This window comes from Gorillibacterium massiliense (assembly GCF_000455485.1).
GTDB lineage: Bacteria > Bacillota > Bacilli > Paenibacillales > NBRC-103111 > Gorillibacterium > Gorillibacterium massiliense.
Genome location: NZ_CBQR020000068.1, coordinates 1 through 14,389 on the forward strand (window position 1 = coordinate 1; position 14,389 = coordinate 14,389).

At 49.5% G+C, this 14,389-nt stretch carries 12 protein-coding genes, 2 pseudogenes and 1 other annotated feature; of the genes and pseudogenes, 10 read left to right on the plus strand and 4 right to left on the minus strand.

Features of this window, described 5'->3' with window-relative positions:
- The 3 genes and pseudogenes from TJ79_RS28535 to TJ79_RS07635 all read left to right on the plus strand — a co-directional run.
- Nucleotides 1-170, plus strand: a pseudogene (locus tag TJ79_RS28535) (carbohydrate ABC transporter permease); the annotation flags it as partial.
- A gap of 143 nt (nucleotides 171-313) precedes the next feature.
- Nucleotides 314-1,693 carry an arabinan endo-1,5-alpha-L-arabinosidase gene (locus tag TJ79_RS07630; RefSeq protein ID WP_052339380.1) on the plus strand — a complete coding sequence of 460 codons (1,380 nt, stop codon included), beginning with the start codon at nucleotides 314-316 and terminating at the stop codon, nucleotides 1,691-1,693.
- An 88-nt stretch (nucleotides 1,694-1,781) separates the two neighbouring features.
- Nucleotides 1,782-2,435, plus strand: a complete 654-nt coding sequence (locus TJ79_RS07635) for a Bax inhibitor-1/YccA family protein (protein ID WP_040949705.1) — start codon at nucleotides 1,782-1,784, stop codon at nucleotides 2,433-2,435.
- 61 nt (nucleotides 2,436-2,496) lie between these two features.
- Here the strand turns inward: TJ79_RS07635 and TJ79_RS07640 are convergent, their stop codons facing one another.
- Nucleotides 2,497-3,039, minus strand: a complete 543-nt coding sequence (locus TJ79_RS07640) for a hypothetical protein (RefSeq protein WP_040949706.1) — start codon at nucleotides 3,037-3,039, stop codon at nucleotides 2,497-2,499.
- A 202-nt stretch (nucleotides 3,040-3,241) separates the two neighbouring features.
- Between TJ79_RS07640 and TJ79_RS07645 the strand changes: the two genes are divergently transcribed.
- Complete coding sequence (locus TJ79_RS07645; RefSeq protein ID WP_040949707.1) at nucleotides 3,242-4,231, plus strand: Gfo/Idh/MocA family protein; 990 nt, start codon at nucleotides 3,242-3,244, stop codon at nucleotides 4,229-4,231.
- A gap of 52 nt (nucleotides 4,232-4,283) precedes the next feature.
- On the opposite strand, the gene TJ79_RS27720 is transcribed toward TJ79_RS07645, so the two are convergent.
- A complete protein-coding gene (locus TJ79_RS27720; protein WP_052339379.1) occupies nucleotides 4,284-4,952 on the minus strand; it encodes a hypothetical protein in 669 nt (222 codons plus the stop codon).
- Nucleotides 4,953-5,283: 331 nt separating this feature from the next.
- Here TJ79_RS27720 and TJ79_RS07655 point away from each other — a divergent pair, with 331 nt between their 5' ends.
- From TJ79_RS07655 to TJ79_RS07675, 5 genes are all read left to right on the plus strand, one after another.
- Nucleotides 5,284-5,574: a YerC/YecD family TrpR-related protein gene (locus TJ79_RS07655; RefSeq protein WP_040949708.1), complete on the plus strand. Its 291-nt coding sequence runs from the start codon at nucleotides 5,284-5,286 to the stop codon at nucleotides 5,572-5,574.
- 109 nt (nucleotides 5,575-5,683) lie between these two features.
- A complete protein-coding gene (locus tag TJ79_RS07660; protein ID WP_040949709.1) occupies nucleotides 5,684-6,445 on the plus strand; it encodes a sirohydrochlorin chelatase in 762 nt (253 codons plus the stop codon).
- A gap of 67 nt (nucleotides 6,446-6,512) precedes the next feature.
- On the plus strand, nucleotides 6,513-7,469 hold the full coding sequence (locus TJ79_RS07665; RefSeq protein ID WP_040949710.1) for a diacylglycerol kinase: 957 nt from the start codon (nucleotides 6,513-6,515) through the stop codon (nucleotides 7,467-7,469).
- A gap of 100 nt (nucleotides 7,470-7,569) precedes the next feature.
- A complete protein-coding gene (gene rlmD / locus TJ79_RS07670; protein ID WP_040949711.1) occupies nucleotides 7,570-9,024 on the plus strand; it encodes a 23S rRNA (uracil(1939)-C(5))-methyltransferase RlmD in 1,455 nt (484 codons plus the stop codon).
- Between the two features lie 196 nt (nucleotides 9,025-9,220).
- Nucleotides 9,221-9,477, plus strand: a binding site (T-box leader).
- Between the two features lie 45 nt (nucleotides 9,478-9,522).
- Nucleotides 9,523-11,295, plus strand: coding sequence for an alanine--tRNA ligase (locus TJ79_RS07675; RefSeq protein ID WP_040949712.1), 1,773 nt, complete (start codon nucleotides 9,523-9,525; stop codon nucleotides 11,293-11,295).
- 637 nt (nucleotides 11,296-11,932) lie between these two features.
- On the opposite strand, the gene TJ79_RS28655 is transcribed toward TJ79_RS07675, so the two are convergent.
- Nucleotides 11,933-12,088 (minus strand): hypothetical protein, encoded by a 156-nt coding sequence (locus TJ79_RS28655; protein ID WP_081756773.1) that lies wholly within the window; start codon nucleotides 12,086-12,088, stop codon nucleotides 11,933-11,935.
- 52 nt (nucleotides 12,089-12,140) lie between these two features.
- Nucleotides 12,141-12,362 (minus strand): hypothetical protein, encoded by a 222-nt coding sequence (locus tag TJ79_RS28030; RefSeq protein ID WP_238322878.1) that lies wholly within the window; start codon nucleotides 12,360-12,362, stop codon nucleotides 12,141-12,143.
- A 433-nt stretch (nucleotides 12,363-12,795) separates the two neighbouring features.
- Here TJ79_RS28030 and TJ79_RS07680 point away from each other — a divergent pair.
- Nucleotides 12,796-14,389, plus strand: a pseudogene (locus TJ79_RS07680) (hypothetical protein); the annotation flags it as partial.

Below are 14,389 nucleotides of genomic sequence, written 5' to 3' on the forward strand. Positions count from 1 at the left end.
AAACGCTGCAGCTCGTGATCGCAACCCTCAACGCGACTTACGCCATTCAAACGGACTATCCGCTGATTATGGCTGCATCCGTTATCGCTCTTCTGCCGATGCTGTTGGTATTCATCATTTTCCAAAAGCAGATTATCGAATCGGTGGCCATTACGGGGATCAAGGGCTAATTTCATATCAATACCGAAAATCCGTCGGTTGCTCAGCGCTTGCCGGGCAGTCGGCGGTTTTTTGCGAAGGAGAGACGTCTATGAAAAAAACATTTGCCGCCGTGATCGGCGTCGCCGTCTCTGTCGTATTATTGGCAGGCTGCATGAATATAAGCAAAAAGGAGGCGGTAACGGTGACCTATCCTGTCGAGCCACCGGATACCCGATTGTTTGATACAGCCAACAACAATAACGAGTCAGCGTGGACGACCACCAATACCCACGATCCCTCGGTGATCAAAACGGAGGACGGTACCTATTACGTCGTATCTACAGACGTAAAAGTCGGCGGTCCGGCTCAGGCCGGGATTATGGTGCGGAAATCCAAGGATCTGATTCATTGGCAGTGGGTGGGCCGCGTCTTTGACGGCGTTCCCAAGGAAGCCTATGAATGGACGAAAGGGCCGACTTTATGGGCGCCGGATGTAGCCAAGTTCGGCGACCGCTACTATCTCTATTACGCTTCGTCCACCTTCGGCTCTAACCAGTCGTTTATCGGACTCGCGACGGCAAGCTCGATGGAAGGTCCCTGGACGGACGAGGGAGAAGTGATCAAGACGGGGCTCGGAGACAAACAGAATGCCATCGACCCCAATATCGTTCGAGATGCGGATGGCAATCCTTGGTTTGTTTACGGATCTTTCTTTTCGGGCATTCACATTCTGCCATTGGATCCTTCAACAGGTAAGCTTAAAGAGAGCGGACCGGGAACACTCGTCGCGGCAAGAAGCACGGCGCAAGAGTCGGGAGCGGTGGAAGGGCCCTATATCGTCTACAATCCCCAGTTTAAAAAATACTACTTGTTCGCCTCCTACGATTCTCTTTCTTCTGATTATAATGTGCGGGTCGGCCGGGCGGATTCCATAACCGGACCGTACGTCGACTATAATGGAAGGAACTTGGCGGATACGGAATATGAAGCCCAATTTGACATCGGCACGAAGATCCTCGGCGGCTACCGTTTCGGGGAAGATCCGGGCTGGGTAGCCCCGGGCCACAACTCCGTTCTCCAGGACGGAGACGATTATTACATCCTGCATCATGCCCGGCCGGAGCAGGACACCAACTGGATGTACCTTCATGTCCGTAAAATCCTTTGGACCGAGGACGGCTGGCCGGTGGTTTCGCCGGAACGCTATGCGGGAGAGAAGGTACAAGTTATCCCCAAAAAGGAGATTGCCGGGGAGTGGGAAACCGTCGAGCAGCTTACGATGATCGACGGGCAAGTGGAGTCGGAATCCTTGAAGCTGCTGCCAAGCGGAAAAATCGGGCTAGAGGACAGCGGGGATACGTGGACCTTTGACGGGGATCATACCGTAACCCTTCATTTGAATTCGGACGGAAACGGCGAAACAAGTGTAAAAGTCATGCTCTTGCCCTCTTGGGATTGGGAGCTGAACCGACCCACATTGGTGTTTACCGGCTTGAACGACGCAGGTGTCGCTTGGTGGGGAAAAAAGCTGGATAGCTCGGACAAACCGTAAGGTCTCGGCAGCAAGGATATTTTTCACCTGATTCATGGTATAATGAAAAGAAGAATGGCTACCAACTCCTTAAAAGGTGGGAATATCCTTGGACTTCGAGCAAAACCAATCGGTCGTGAGCTACGAGCGGGAGTATAACGCATCCTTCCACAAGCTGCTTAAGATGCTGACCCTCTCGATTTTGATTTCGTTTATCGGCACGTTAGCCGGCATTGCGGTTCCACCCGTGCTCTTTATGCCTCTGATCATCGTGGAATTCGTCATGCTGATCTCCGCGATTTTTGTACGCCGCCGGAAAAAAGCCATCGGCTACGGGTTCACCTTCGGCTTCTGCTTTATCAGTGGCATTACCCTCTATCCGACTATTGCTTATTATGCCAGTGTCGGCGGCTTTACCTTGGTTAATACAGCCTTTTTGATCACGACGGCCATGTTTGCCGGATTGACCGCCTACGCTTACTGGTCCAAAAAAGATTTCAGCTTCCTGGGCGGCTTCCTATTCATGGGCCTGATCGCCCTTGTCGGCTTCAGCATCATCGGCATGTTTACCGGCAGCTTCGCAGGTCCTATCATCTGCGTTTTCGGCACGCTCATTTTCTCCGGCTACATTCTGTTCGATATTTCCCGGATGAAGCACGGTTTGGCGGATGAAGATATTCCCCGTGCCGTCATTACTCTGTATCTGGATTTCCTCAATTTATTCCTGTACGTATTGCGTCTCCTCGGCTTGTCTCGCGATTAATTCAATGGAAATATGAAGACCGCCTCCGGTAATTCACCGGAAGCGGTCTTTTTTGTGGATTTCAATTGCCAGTCAACTTCCAGGCAGTCGGGTCCTCGTAGCCTTCCCATACCTGCTCGCCGGTTGTGTAATCAAACCAGATCATATGCTTGCGGTCGCCTTTTTCCCGGAAAAACCAGGTGATCTTCCCTGAGGTGTAATCATAAGGCGTAATGAACAGGTCGCGGACTTGATCTTCCGTGATGCCTTTGTCTTTCAGCTTCGCAAGAATCGATTCCCGGCTAACGCCATCTTGGGTTAAGACTGCTCCGTATTCTTTGATCTGGCTGCTTTTTCCGGCGACCCAAACGGTCTTGTCCACGCCGGCACCATCCGTTCCCTTCAGCTCCAGAAACACCGGGCCACCACTGCGCAACGTCGAAGTTTCCTGAACGTTTGCGAGAAGCCCTTTATCCAGTACGAACTGTTTGGCTGCATCAGCCCCAGGTAGCGGCATTTCTGCCGTCTTCTCGTTATTCCTCATGCTTCCGTAAAGAAGGAGACCTACCAGCAGCCCGACTCCCACCAATATTCCTAGCAATATGAGTACAGCCTTCGCTTTCATCCCTTGTCCCCCCAACGGCAATAGACCGCAGCGCCTCTGTTTTTCTCTCTTCCATTGTAGCAAAAAAGCTTCTGGCGCCGCCATTTTCCTGCATCCTTTATGAACCGCAAAATGACAGAAAATCGGTCGTGGAAGAATCTAGATGGAGCGAACGGGAGAAAATGGGTAAATAGGCTAATAAGCAAATTTGGGAGGGAACGGGATGAAAGCTTTGCATATCGGACTGGGGCAATACGGGTTCAGTTGGCTGGAAGAGATTTTATTGCAAACCGAGGGAGTGGAGGTAATCGGCGTCGTCGATCATAATATGCCAAAGCTGGAGGCAGCCTCTGCACTTCCGGGGATGGAGCAGGCAGGTTTGTATAAGCATATCGGGGAAGCCTTGCAATCGATCCGCCCTGAATTTATCGTCAATGCTTCCTCTCCGGATTCCCATACCCGGATCAACCGGCTCGCTCTGGATCTGCGAATCCCGGTGCTGTGCGAGAAACCGATAGCCGTAAGCTATCAAGAAGCGGAAAAGCTGGAGAGCGATTTTCGCGTGGCGAAGCTGAAACTCATGATCAATGAAAACTACCGCTATAATTGGCTGTTCCGCACGGCGAAGCGCTTTTTGAATGAAGGCCGAATCGGGAGGTTGAACAAGCTTTCCGTTGATTTTTACCGCTGCCACCGCTTGTTAAACTACTTGGTAGAGATGGAGCATCCGCTGCTCCTTGATGTGGCCATTCATCATCTGGATTGCTTACGGTATTTGATCGGCCGGGAAGCGACGTCGGTGTTCGCCCATGCTTGGAAGCCGAAGTGGAGCTGGTACAAAGCCAATAGCAACGTCAGTGTCCTCATGGAATTCGGCGATATTCACGCCTCCTATCGGGGCAGTCTGGATGAAGCCGGCAAGTTTACAGATTGGAAGGGTGATTGGCGGATTGAAGGGGAAAAGGCGATGATGGAGCTGACGGAAAATCACATCGTCATCCACACGGAGGAAGGATCGGAAACCTTTAGACCCGGGCCTGGCGACGAAAAACAAAGCCGTCACGCCGTACTGCGGGAATTTCTCGATTCGCTGAGGGAAAACCGCCCAGGGGAAACGGACATCGGTGACAATTTGAAAACCTTTCTACTGACGGATGGGGCGGTTCGCTCTGCCGCATTGGGGCAGCCTGTCCTCTTCCCTGTGAAGGATTAGGGCTTTCCGATTCGGCAGCAGCCGAGTGAACGGAAAGCCCTGATGGAAAGTGTCAGCGCCTCCGGCTGCGGCTGCCGGAACGGCTACCTTTGCGAGCGCCGCCACGCCCGTTAGATTTGCGGCCCTTACTCTTACGGCGGCGGCTGCCGGCGGGGAGGCCGTCGAATGCTACCCTTTTCTCCTTTACGGATGCCTTGCCGAAGCTGCCTGCCAAAAGCTTGAGCATCGGCGCCATCTGCTGGAAGGAACCAAAGAGTTTTTGTACCTTGGTCATCGTACCCAGGATACCGTCGATTCCTCCCATACTTTTGAGCAAGCCTTGCAGCTGCCCCAAATTCATGCCTGCTCCGGCGGCTCCGGCAGCCCCAGTGGCTCCGCCGGCTCCAGCTCCGCCGCCGCCACCGAATAAGCCGCCAAGCAAGCCTCCTCCTCCTCCGCCACCCCCGGCTCCGCCTAAAAATCCCCCTCCGCCTGGATTGGCACCTCCAGGAACTCCGCCGGGGAAGCCACCGGCAGCTCCGGGAAAGCCACCGCCAAAGGGCGCCCCCCCAAAGCCGCCGTCAAAAAAACCGGCTTGCGGATACCCGCCGGGAAATCCCCCGGGCACTCCTCCGCCGAACTCTCCTCCTTGAAACGCCCGCACGTTTGCGGTTATTTGGCGCTGCGGATTATGCGGCACGGGGTATTGGAGGCGATCAGGCTGATAATAGCCATTCATCATAAGTTCACACCCTTTTCTGCTCTATAAGAATGTAAAAGTTCCACTATACTTAGCCTTATGCCGCTACAGTAAACGTCGCTCATCCTTTATGGACGACGTCAGCTGTTTATCCTCGGCATCATGCGTTTGACTGTACCGGGCTTTTGCTTATAATTTATGAGGTGGGCATTCCCTTTGCATGGACGTATGCCCCGGCTTGCCGTGTAAACTTTTGGGCAAGAGATTTTAGTGCACTAACGCTGAAAAATTTTATAGTTGTAAAATTCTACAGAGAGAATTATGATACGGGTAGCGGAACCTAAATGCTATTTCATCGGAGGTATTCCTCATTATGCAGCTGAAAAAACTCAACGATAAATCCATTGACCAATTATTTGAAGCTATCATGACTTTAAAGTCCGTTGAAGATTGCTACATCTTTTTTGATGACCTGTGTACGGTCAATGAAATCGAATCCCTCGCTCAGCGGCTGGAAGTTGCACGCATGCTGCGCAAGGGCAATACGTATAACCAGATCGAAGCCGAAACTGGAGCCAGCACGGCGACGATTTCTCGGGTCAAGCGCTGCTTGAACTACGGCAACGATGGCTATAAAATGACGCTGGAACGGTTGGGACGCTAATCGCACAACTGATCCGTTTTATTGACAAGTCTTACGGGATTCGATAGCATGGAAGCATGTATTTTGTGCACACGAAAGATCGCACGAAGCGATCGGGAGAGCGGCTTCTATGGCAATATTTGGCTTACTGATTATCAGCCACGGTTCGCGAAGCCCGGAATGGGTGCGGCAGGTGGATGAAGCGGCAGCCGGGGTTCGTCTACCCGACGATATCCCGGTTGTTTCCTGTTTTCTGGAAATTGTTGACGGGCGGCTCATTTCCGATGGAATCCGAGAGTTGGAAGACAAAGGGGTCACCGATATCATCGCGGTGCCTCTGTTTGTGTCTGCGGGCAGCACCCATGTGGATGAGATTGCCTACTCTCTTGGAGTTGTACCTTCGCCTTCGACGGAGACGGAGCTAAAACCATTGCCGATGAAGGCTCGTATTCATTGGACAGGTCCGGTGGATGATGATCCTATCGTCGCGCAAATCATTTATGATAAAATAGAACCGATGTCTCAAGTGCCATCGGAGGAAATTTTGTTTTTAATTGGCCATGGCAGCGGTGAGCCGGGATTTTATGAAAAATGGCGGGGTACATTAGAGAGACTGGCGGGTCGGGTTCGTCTTCTCGGCGGGTTCGCCGGAGCCGAAACGGCTACCTTGCTTCCAGACGAGTTGGGTACACGGCTTGCAGAAATCACCCGCCACTATCCGGGGAAGGCTGTGTTGGCGGCTCCGCTTTTTATGGGGGAAGGCTTTTTTACCCAAACGGTCATTCCTTCACGAATGAAAGGCTGGGTATGCCGATATAATGGCGAAGGCATGCTGCCACATCCGCTGGTATCCCGGTGGATCGAAGAGAAAGCGGGATATTTTCTCAATTGATAATTACATAGAACATACATACAGATAATGATAAATCGGAAGGATATTGAAACAAGGTGGTAGAACGATGGTGAAGCGAGCAAGACTGATTTATAATCCCACATCGGGGCGGGAAGAAATGCGGCGCAGGCTTTCCGATGTCCTGCAGAAGCTGGAGAGAGGCGGTCTGGAAACCTCTACCCATGCGACAACAGGTGAAGGAGACGCCACACTGGCCGCAAGGGACGCCGTGGAGAGGGGCTTCGATATCGTCATTGCCGCCGGTGGAGATGGAACCCTGTACGAAGTAATCAACGGGCTCGCAGAGCAGCCGAACCGCCCTAAGCTGGGTATCTTGCCCTTGGGCACGACGAATGATTTTGCCCGGGCGATGGGAATTCCCCGCCAATGGAACAAAGCTTGCGATATTATCCTGCAGCAGCACAGCAAAAGCATCGACGTCGGGAAGATTAATCAGAAATATTTCATCAATATTGCGGGCGGAGGCTCCATGACGGAGCTGACCTACGAGGTACCGAGTCGGCTTAAAACCATTCTCGGGCAATTGGCTTATTACGTTAAAGGTTTGGAAAAACTCCCCCGTTTTCGTCCAATCCATGTGGCCATCGAGACCGACGATCGGTTAATCGAGGAAGACATTATGCTCTTTCTTGCCGCCAACAGTAAATCCGTCGCCGGTTTCGAAAAGCTGGCGCCTAACGCCTCTCTGGACGACGGTCTGATCGATCTCTTCATCCTAAAAAAATGCAACCTGGCGGAATTCGTCCGCCTTGTCACCTCGGCCATGCGCGGTGATCACTTGAACGACCCTAACGTCATTTATCTGGAGACACAGAAAGTGAAGATCACTTCTCCGGACTATGTCCAACTCAACTTGGACGGCGAGCTCGGCGGCACGCTCCCCTGCGAAATCTCCGTGCTGCACAAGCACCTGGACATTTTCGTGGACGAATCCGGCGCTGCCAAATACAAGTCGAACAAACGCCTCGTCATCCGCGGCCGCATCCCGGACGGGGAAGAGTAGGCGCGGCAAACGCAAAAGTGGATAATAAAGCACAGGGGCTTCTTTCAGCCCCTTTTTTCATGTTGAAGGGACAGCATAAAGTTTCGGATGGTGATGACTTATGAATAAACGGACAGGCAGCTCGAAAGCAAGAAGCGGCAAAAAAACGCCGTCGTCTGCCTTGATTGACTTGCCAGTACAGAAAAACGAAGAATATATCGCCGACATCGTTGGCCTCGGATACGACGGAGAAGGCGTGGGACGGGTAAACGGGTTTACTCTGTTCATCCCAGGCGCTCTACCCGGCGAGCAAGTCCGGACCAAAGTCATCGGCTTGAAGAAACAATTCGGATTCGGCAAGCTGCTGGAGGTCGTGGAGACGAGTCCGGATCGCATTGCTGCACCGTGTCCGATCTACAACCAATGCGGCGGCTGCCAGCTTCAGCATTTGAGCTACGAAGGGCAATTAAGGCATAAACGGCAAATCGTGGTGGATGCTTTGGAGCGGATCGGGAAGCTGAATGTGGCGGGTTCATCTGAGGATGGCATCGTCGTCCATCCTGTTAGCGGCATGGACAACCCCTGGCAGTACCGCAATAAAGCCCAGGTTCCCATCGGGGAAATCGACGGCGGCTTGGTGGGTGGATTCTATGCCCAGGGTAGCCACCGGATCATCGACATGGAGGCCTGTCTGATCCAGCACGAGGATAATGATCGGGTTGTCAGTCAAGTGAAGGCAATCGCCAGGCGGCTCGGAATCAAGCCATACAATGAAGAAACCGGACATGGCGAGCTGCGCCACGTTATTGTTAAAATCGGCTTCCGAACCAGTGACATCATGGTCGTTCTGGTCACCCGGCAGGCGAACTTCGCCAATAAAGAGCAGCTTGTAAGCGAAATCCGTGAAGCGGTACCCGGCGTCAAAAGCATCTGCCAAAACATCAACGCCAAGTTGACCAACGTCATCTTCGGCGACCATACTGACGTGCTGTGGGGCAGCGACGTCATCTATGACTTTATTGGCGATGTGAAATTCGCCATCTCTGCGCGGTCATTTTACCAGGTGAACCCGGTGCAAACCGAGGTTCTGTACAGGACCGCGCTGAACTACGCCGGGCTAACCGGAAGCGAAACGGTCATCGATGCCTATTGCGGCATCGGCACCATTTCGCTGTTCCTGGCCCGGCAGGCGGGCCACGTCCACGGCGTCGAAATCGTCGCGGAAGCCATTGCCGACGCCCGCCGCAACGCGGAGCTGAATGACCTCCACAACGTCAGCTTTGCCGTCGGCAAAGCCGAGGAGGTCATTCCCGCATGGCGCGCTGCTGGCATCACCGCCGACGTCATCGTCGTGGACCCGCCCCGTAAGGGCTGCGAGCCTGAGCTCCTGGAAACGATGATCGCCATGCGTCCCGAGCGTATCGTCTACGTTTCCTGCAATCCGGCTACCCTTGCCCGCGACCTACGGATCCTCGAGGACGGCGGCTACCGCACGGTTGAGGTGCAGCCGGTAGATATGTTTCCGCATACGGTGCATATAGAGACTGTGGCAGGACTATGTCGCAAAGATTCGTAGAAATCCTTGATTTTAAGCACCTTTCTAAACATACAGTATTTGAGCAGGTGGATGAAAAGGAGAAAAATAAGTGTATTAGGAGCTGGGTGCCTGTTTCTGTGGTTGTGGAAAATACAAAAAACTGACAGAATAAAAAAACACTTGCTAAATGACTTGTATTTGTTAATCTGAAATGGTAAAATATTGTAAATTTAATATTAAGGCTATGATGGGAATTAGTAAGTATTGTTGATGTTTCAGAGAGAAGATAGTTGGTGCAAATCTTCACAGAAGCAATTCAGAAGCCCTCCCGGAGCTGTGAACCGAACGGATTATATCCAAGTAGACTTCAACGGAGACTCTATTTCCGCCGTAAAAAGGGAAATCAACATAGGTTTATGCCTGCGTTGGCGGAGTGCGGAGGGTTTCCTCCGAATTTAGGTGGTAACACGGACAGAATTGTTCGCCCTAAGTCGATCTATTCGGCTTGGGGCGTTTTTATTTTGAAAGGAGATTATTATGAAAGCTCAAGAAATGCGAGAAACCTTTATCAAATACCTCATTGAAAGAGGTCACAAAGAATTTCCGTCAGCCTCATTACTTCCGGATAATGACCCGAGTGTTTTGTTTACTACGGCAGGTATGCACCCGTTAGTACCTTATTTACTTGGAGAGCGGCATCCTCAAGGCAAGCGCCTAGTTAATGCTCAGAAGTGCCTAAGGACAGACGATATTGACGAGGTTGGAGATGAGTTCCACCATACCTATTTTGAGATGCTTGGTAACTGGTCACTTGGAGACTACTTCAAGAATGAATCGATTACGATGAGCTTCGAGTTTTTAACTTCGGTGTTAAGTATTCCAATTTGTAAACTTGCAGTTACTGTTTTTGGTGGATATGAAGAAATACCCAAGGATACAGAGGTCTATGAATGTTGGAAAAATGTCGGTCTTAATGAAAGCCAGATATTCTACGGAGGTATGAAAGAAAATTGGTGGGGACCTGCAGGGAAAACTGGACCGTGTGGACCAGATACTGAGATATTTTATGATACAGGGAAAGAACCCTGCGGAGATGATTGTAGCCCTCTTTGCGATTGCGGACGGTTTGTGGAAATATGGAACAATGTATTTATGCAGTATAACAAAGATGATGAAGGTCATTTTATTGTTCTAAGTCAGAAAAATGTAGACACAGGAATGAGTCTCGAGCGTATATTGGCAGTTTATAATCATGTTTCAAGTAATTATGGAACGGATTTATTTGAACCAATTATCATAAGGATAGAGGAACTGACAAATATTTTCCGTTCAAAAGAAAACATAAAAAGTTTCCGAATTATAGTTGACCATTTAAGAGCAGCTACGTTTATTATTGGCGACCCTAAGAAAGTTGTGCCGTCTAATACGGAACAAGGATATATAGTCAGAAGGCTGATAAGACGAAGTATCCGTCATCTCAGAAAAATAGGGGTAATAAACAATATTCTGCACGATGTTATTAATACTATTATTGAGATTAATTCACCTGTTTACCCAGAGCTTAAAACTAACAAGGAGTTTATTCTTGAACAAATTGAGAAGGAATATACTTCATTTATATCCACACTAGACAGAGGAATAAAAAAAGCTGAGCATTTTTTCAACAATATTTCTGATGGTGGTACCCTCACGGGCGAATTGGCTTTCAGATTGTTTGATACTTTTGGATTTCCAATAGAATTTACTGTTGAGCTTGCCACCGAGAAAGGCATTTTAGTGGATATTGATGGCTTCAATAGTAAGTTCCTTGAGCATCAGGAAAAATCCAGAAGTAGTGCAGAAGGTAAATTTAAAGGTGGTCTGGCAGACAATAGTGTACAGACAACAAAATTGCATACGGCAACACATTTACTAAATTCGGCACTAAGGCAAGTATTGGGTGATGATGTGTATCAAAGAGGAAGTAACATTACTCCGGAACGCCTTAGATTTGACTTTTCTTTTGATAGAAAGCTGACTAATGAAGAACTGATTAAGGTTTCTCAAATAGTCAATGAGGCTATTTCAAAGAATATTCCTGTTGAGTGCAATGAGATGACTGTTGATGAAGCAAAGTCATTAGGTGCGATAGGTGTTTTCGACCAAAAATACGGGGAAACAGTTAAAGTTTATTCAATAGATGGCTACTCAAAAGAAATCTGTGGAGGACCACACACGTTGAACACAGGTGAGCTTGGTTCTTTTAATATATTGAAAGAGGAAAGCTCGTCATCTGGAGTGCGAAGAATTAAAGCAATAATAAATTACTGAGACAACTTCACATCTGTATCACTAAAATAATGGGTTGATATTATATCAATATATAAAAGCGACACCTTTCATTTTAGAATAGCGGACACTTGATCGGTTGCCCCTAACTATGTTGCGGCGGTGATTCGTTCTGAATCGCCTAATTTTGATGTAGATGTCGTGTTGGGTGAAAACTGAACATCTCAGTTTATCTACCGTTTGCACTCGTCCCATGTGGAGTGCGTAGTGTCAACACATCGCATTGACAAATAACGGGGACGCCTAAACCGATTGTTGGTGCTGAAATTTTGTAAAACATGCTGTCCCAAATTGAATGGATTTCGGGGCATCAAAACATAAAAAAGCGCACTTACAGATTGCCGAGACTGTCAAACAGTCAAGATAGCAATACGTAAGTGCGATTTTTTTTTGGCTTGATCTGAATTTCTTGAAATAATAACGAGTTTGCCCGGTAAGTTCTGCATCCCAAAATGCTTGCCTAACCCGCTCAGTGGGACATTCGATACGTTATTAAGTCCGACTAGATTATGAATTATTTCTGCGAGTACACACTTTTACCGTTTGACCCTGAACCGACAAAATGAAAGCCTAACAGTTCTTGAACCAACTTGACGGGTCCTCATCTTCCTCGAAAATATCACGAAGAAACGAATTTAAACAACGGACAATCGGCATCCAGATTGTAAGCAAACGGGACTTGAATAGTGGAGAGATATTCAGAGCTGTGCTCAACCAATTTCATTTTGTACAGATCGAGCACCCCATTAGTTAGATTTAATAATACACTCAACAACTGGAGTCTCGCGCCTTAATGCTTCAAAGTACTCTGTCTCCCATTTCCGACATCAGATATCAGGTTCGGCTTCGAGAAGAATATCCCGGCAAATAGCTTTGAGTACCCTTTCATCCAACCCAAGATAAACTCCTTCAGTAAAACAATAGGCGAAAAATTGTCCGTTCATCAACTGAACAAGGTGAACTCTCTTTAAAATATATTTTGCGAAGACATTCGAGTTTAGAGCAAGACCGTTTTTATTCTTGCCTAAGCCGCGATTTTTCCACTGCACGATTTTAGCGGAGTTACGAACAGCGTCTGCGGGGCTTTCGGCATTCTTCTGTATTTCTTCTGAATAACCAAGTAATTTATGAGTGTCGTAACTTGAGGTCTGAGTTGCGATGTTGCCATGGCCTAGCCTCTCAGCCCCGCATACCGAACGGTACGTACGAACGGTGTGTGAGAGGTCGGCTACTCAATTAACGGGTGGCCACCTACTCAATCATTTTTGCAAGGAGAGACGAAGCAGCGTGGTAGTCCCTTTGGACTTCTAAAATAAAGTTAAAATAATCCTATATGGTTAATTATTATTAATATAATATTGTAATAAATAGAAGGATCCTGTAAACCGTTGTCGAATTTTTTTACTTATAGTGCAAGAGACATTAGTGCCAAGTAAGCTTGGCGCTAAGTCTGTGAATGAATAAGGTGATGAGGTGAACAGCTTGGCCAAAAGGTTATCCATTGTATTGGTTTTTGCACTTCTATTTTCCTGGCTGCAGCCACTCTGGAGCGTCCCGCGCGCCGAGGCGGCCAGCGGCGATGTGAAAAAGCCTGCCAACAAAGATGTCTTTATTGACACTTTTGGGACGTATCCAACAGGCTTCCCGGCTAATAGTTTTATTCCGGGAGCGGCCAATGTCAACGTTAACGTTGTCGGACCGGACATTGATGCCCTGGATCAGAAAACGGCGATCAATTTTGACCAGCTCAATACGGGCTTGCCGGCTTCCATATCCAAGGTAGTATTAAGGGTATACGTTCCCTATGTCTACACCAACTCCAGTCCGGATGATGTTCGCGCTACGCTTACAGCATCCGACAATACGACCTGGTTGGAAAATTTGGGAAATAACACTGCCAACTTCCCTGCAAGCAACGGCGACAACTTGCTGAACCCCCTGCAAGACATTCTAGTGGCCAGTAACACTGGGGTTATCAATGCGACAAAAGTGGATACGACGTCACCGGGCTGTACGCCCATCGCGAATACACTGCTCGGGTGCTTAAACTTTGACGTCACCTCCTACGTGACCAACAAAGTTTCCCTTGGGGCTACGGATCTTACTTTTATGTTGACCGGGCGGTTAGGCACGAATAAAACAGCCTATTTTACCGTGTATCCCCGTGAAAATTCAACGTATACACCGGTATTGATTTTTACCGGGGCGGGGGATACGACGCCTCCTGTCGTTACCGGGGTAACGGAGGGCGGTTTGTATAGCACCAATCGCACGATTACGTTTGACGAAGGTACGGCGACGCTGAACGGTTCTGCGTTTGCCAATGGCGGGACCGTCAGCGCGGAAGGTGTCTACACGCTGATTGTTACCGATACCGCCAATAATGTGACGACGGTGCATTTTACGATCGACAAGACGCCGCCGACAATTACAGGTGTGATGAACGGTGCTAGTTACAACACCGATCGCACGATAACGATTAGTGACGGCACCGCGATGCTGAACAGCGCAGCCTTCACCAGTGGCAGCACCGTCAGTGCCGAGGGCTCGCATACGGTGATTGCAACGGACGCGGCTGGCAATTCGCGAACGATTATCTTCACAATCGATAAAACGGCGCCGATTGTCAGCGGCGTAACGAACGGCGGTTTGTATAATACCAACCGCACAATCACATTCAATGAAGGCACCGCGACGTTAAATAGTTCAGCCTTTTCAAGCGGTACCATAGTCAGTGTTGAGGGAGCGTTTACGCTGGTCGTAACTGACGTGGCGGGCAACTCGACTACCGTCAGCTTCACGATTGACAAAACGCCGCCGACAATTACAGGTGTGATGAACGGTGCTAGTTACAACACCGATCGCACGATAACGATTAGTGACGGCACCGCGATGCTGAACAGCGCAGCCTTCACCAGCGGAAGCACCGTCAGTGCGGACGGCGCGTACACCCTGGTCGTGACGGATGCGGCGGGCAATTCGACGACCGTCAGCTTCACAATCGATAAAACGCCGCCAGCGATCACGGGCCAGCCAAGCAACGCCACCATTTCTGCCGGAGGGAACACGACCTTCT

Excerpts from the sequence above, each read along its gene's own strand:
- TJ79_RS07655 (WP_040949708.1), top strand. The coding sequence starts at position 5,284 with ATGCAGCTGAAAAAACTCAACGATAAATCCATTGACCAATTATTTGAA.
- rlmD (WP_040949711.1), top strand. The coding sequence starts at position 7,570 with ATGAATAAACGGACAGGCAGCTCGAAAGCAAGAAGCGGCAAAAAAACG.
- TJ79_RS07630 (WP_052339380.1), top strand. The coding sequence starts at position 314 with ATGAATATAAGCAAAAAGGAGGCGGTAACGGTGACCTATCCTGTCGAG.
- TJ79_RS07665 (WP_040949710.1), top strand. The coding sequence starts at position 6,513 with ATGGTGAAGCGAGCAAGACTGATTTATAATCCCACATCGGGGCGGGAA.
- TJ79_RS27720 (WP_052339379.1), bottom strand. The coding sequence starts at position 4,952 with ATGATGAATGGCTATTATCAGCCTGATCGCCTCCAATACCCCGTGCCG.
- TJ79_RS07675 (WP_040949712.1), top strand. The coding sequence starts at position 9,523 with ATGAAAGCTCAAGAAATGCGAGAAACCTTTATCAAATACCTCATTGAA.
- TJ79_RS07645 (WP_040949707.1), top strand. The coding sequence starts at position 3,242 with ATGAAAGCTTTGCATATCGGACTGGGGCAATACGGGTTCAGTTGGCTG.
- TJ79_RS07660 (WP_040949709.1), top strand. The coding sequence starts at position 5,684 with ATGGCAATATTTGGCTTACTGATTATCAGCCACGGTTCGCGAAGCCCG.
- TJ79_RS07640 (WP_040949706.1), bottom strand. The coding sequence starts at position 3,039 with ATGAAAGCGAAGGCTGTACTCATATTGCTAGGAATATTGGTGGGAGTC.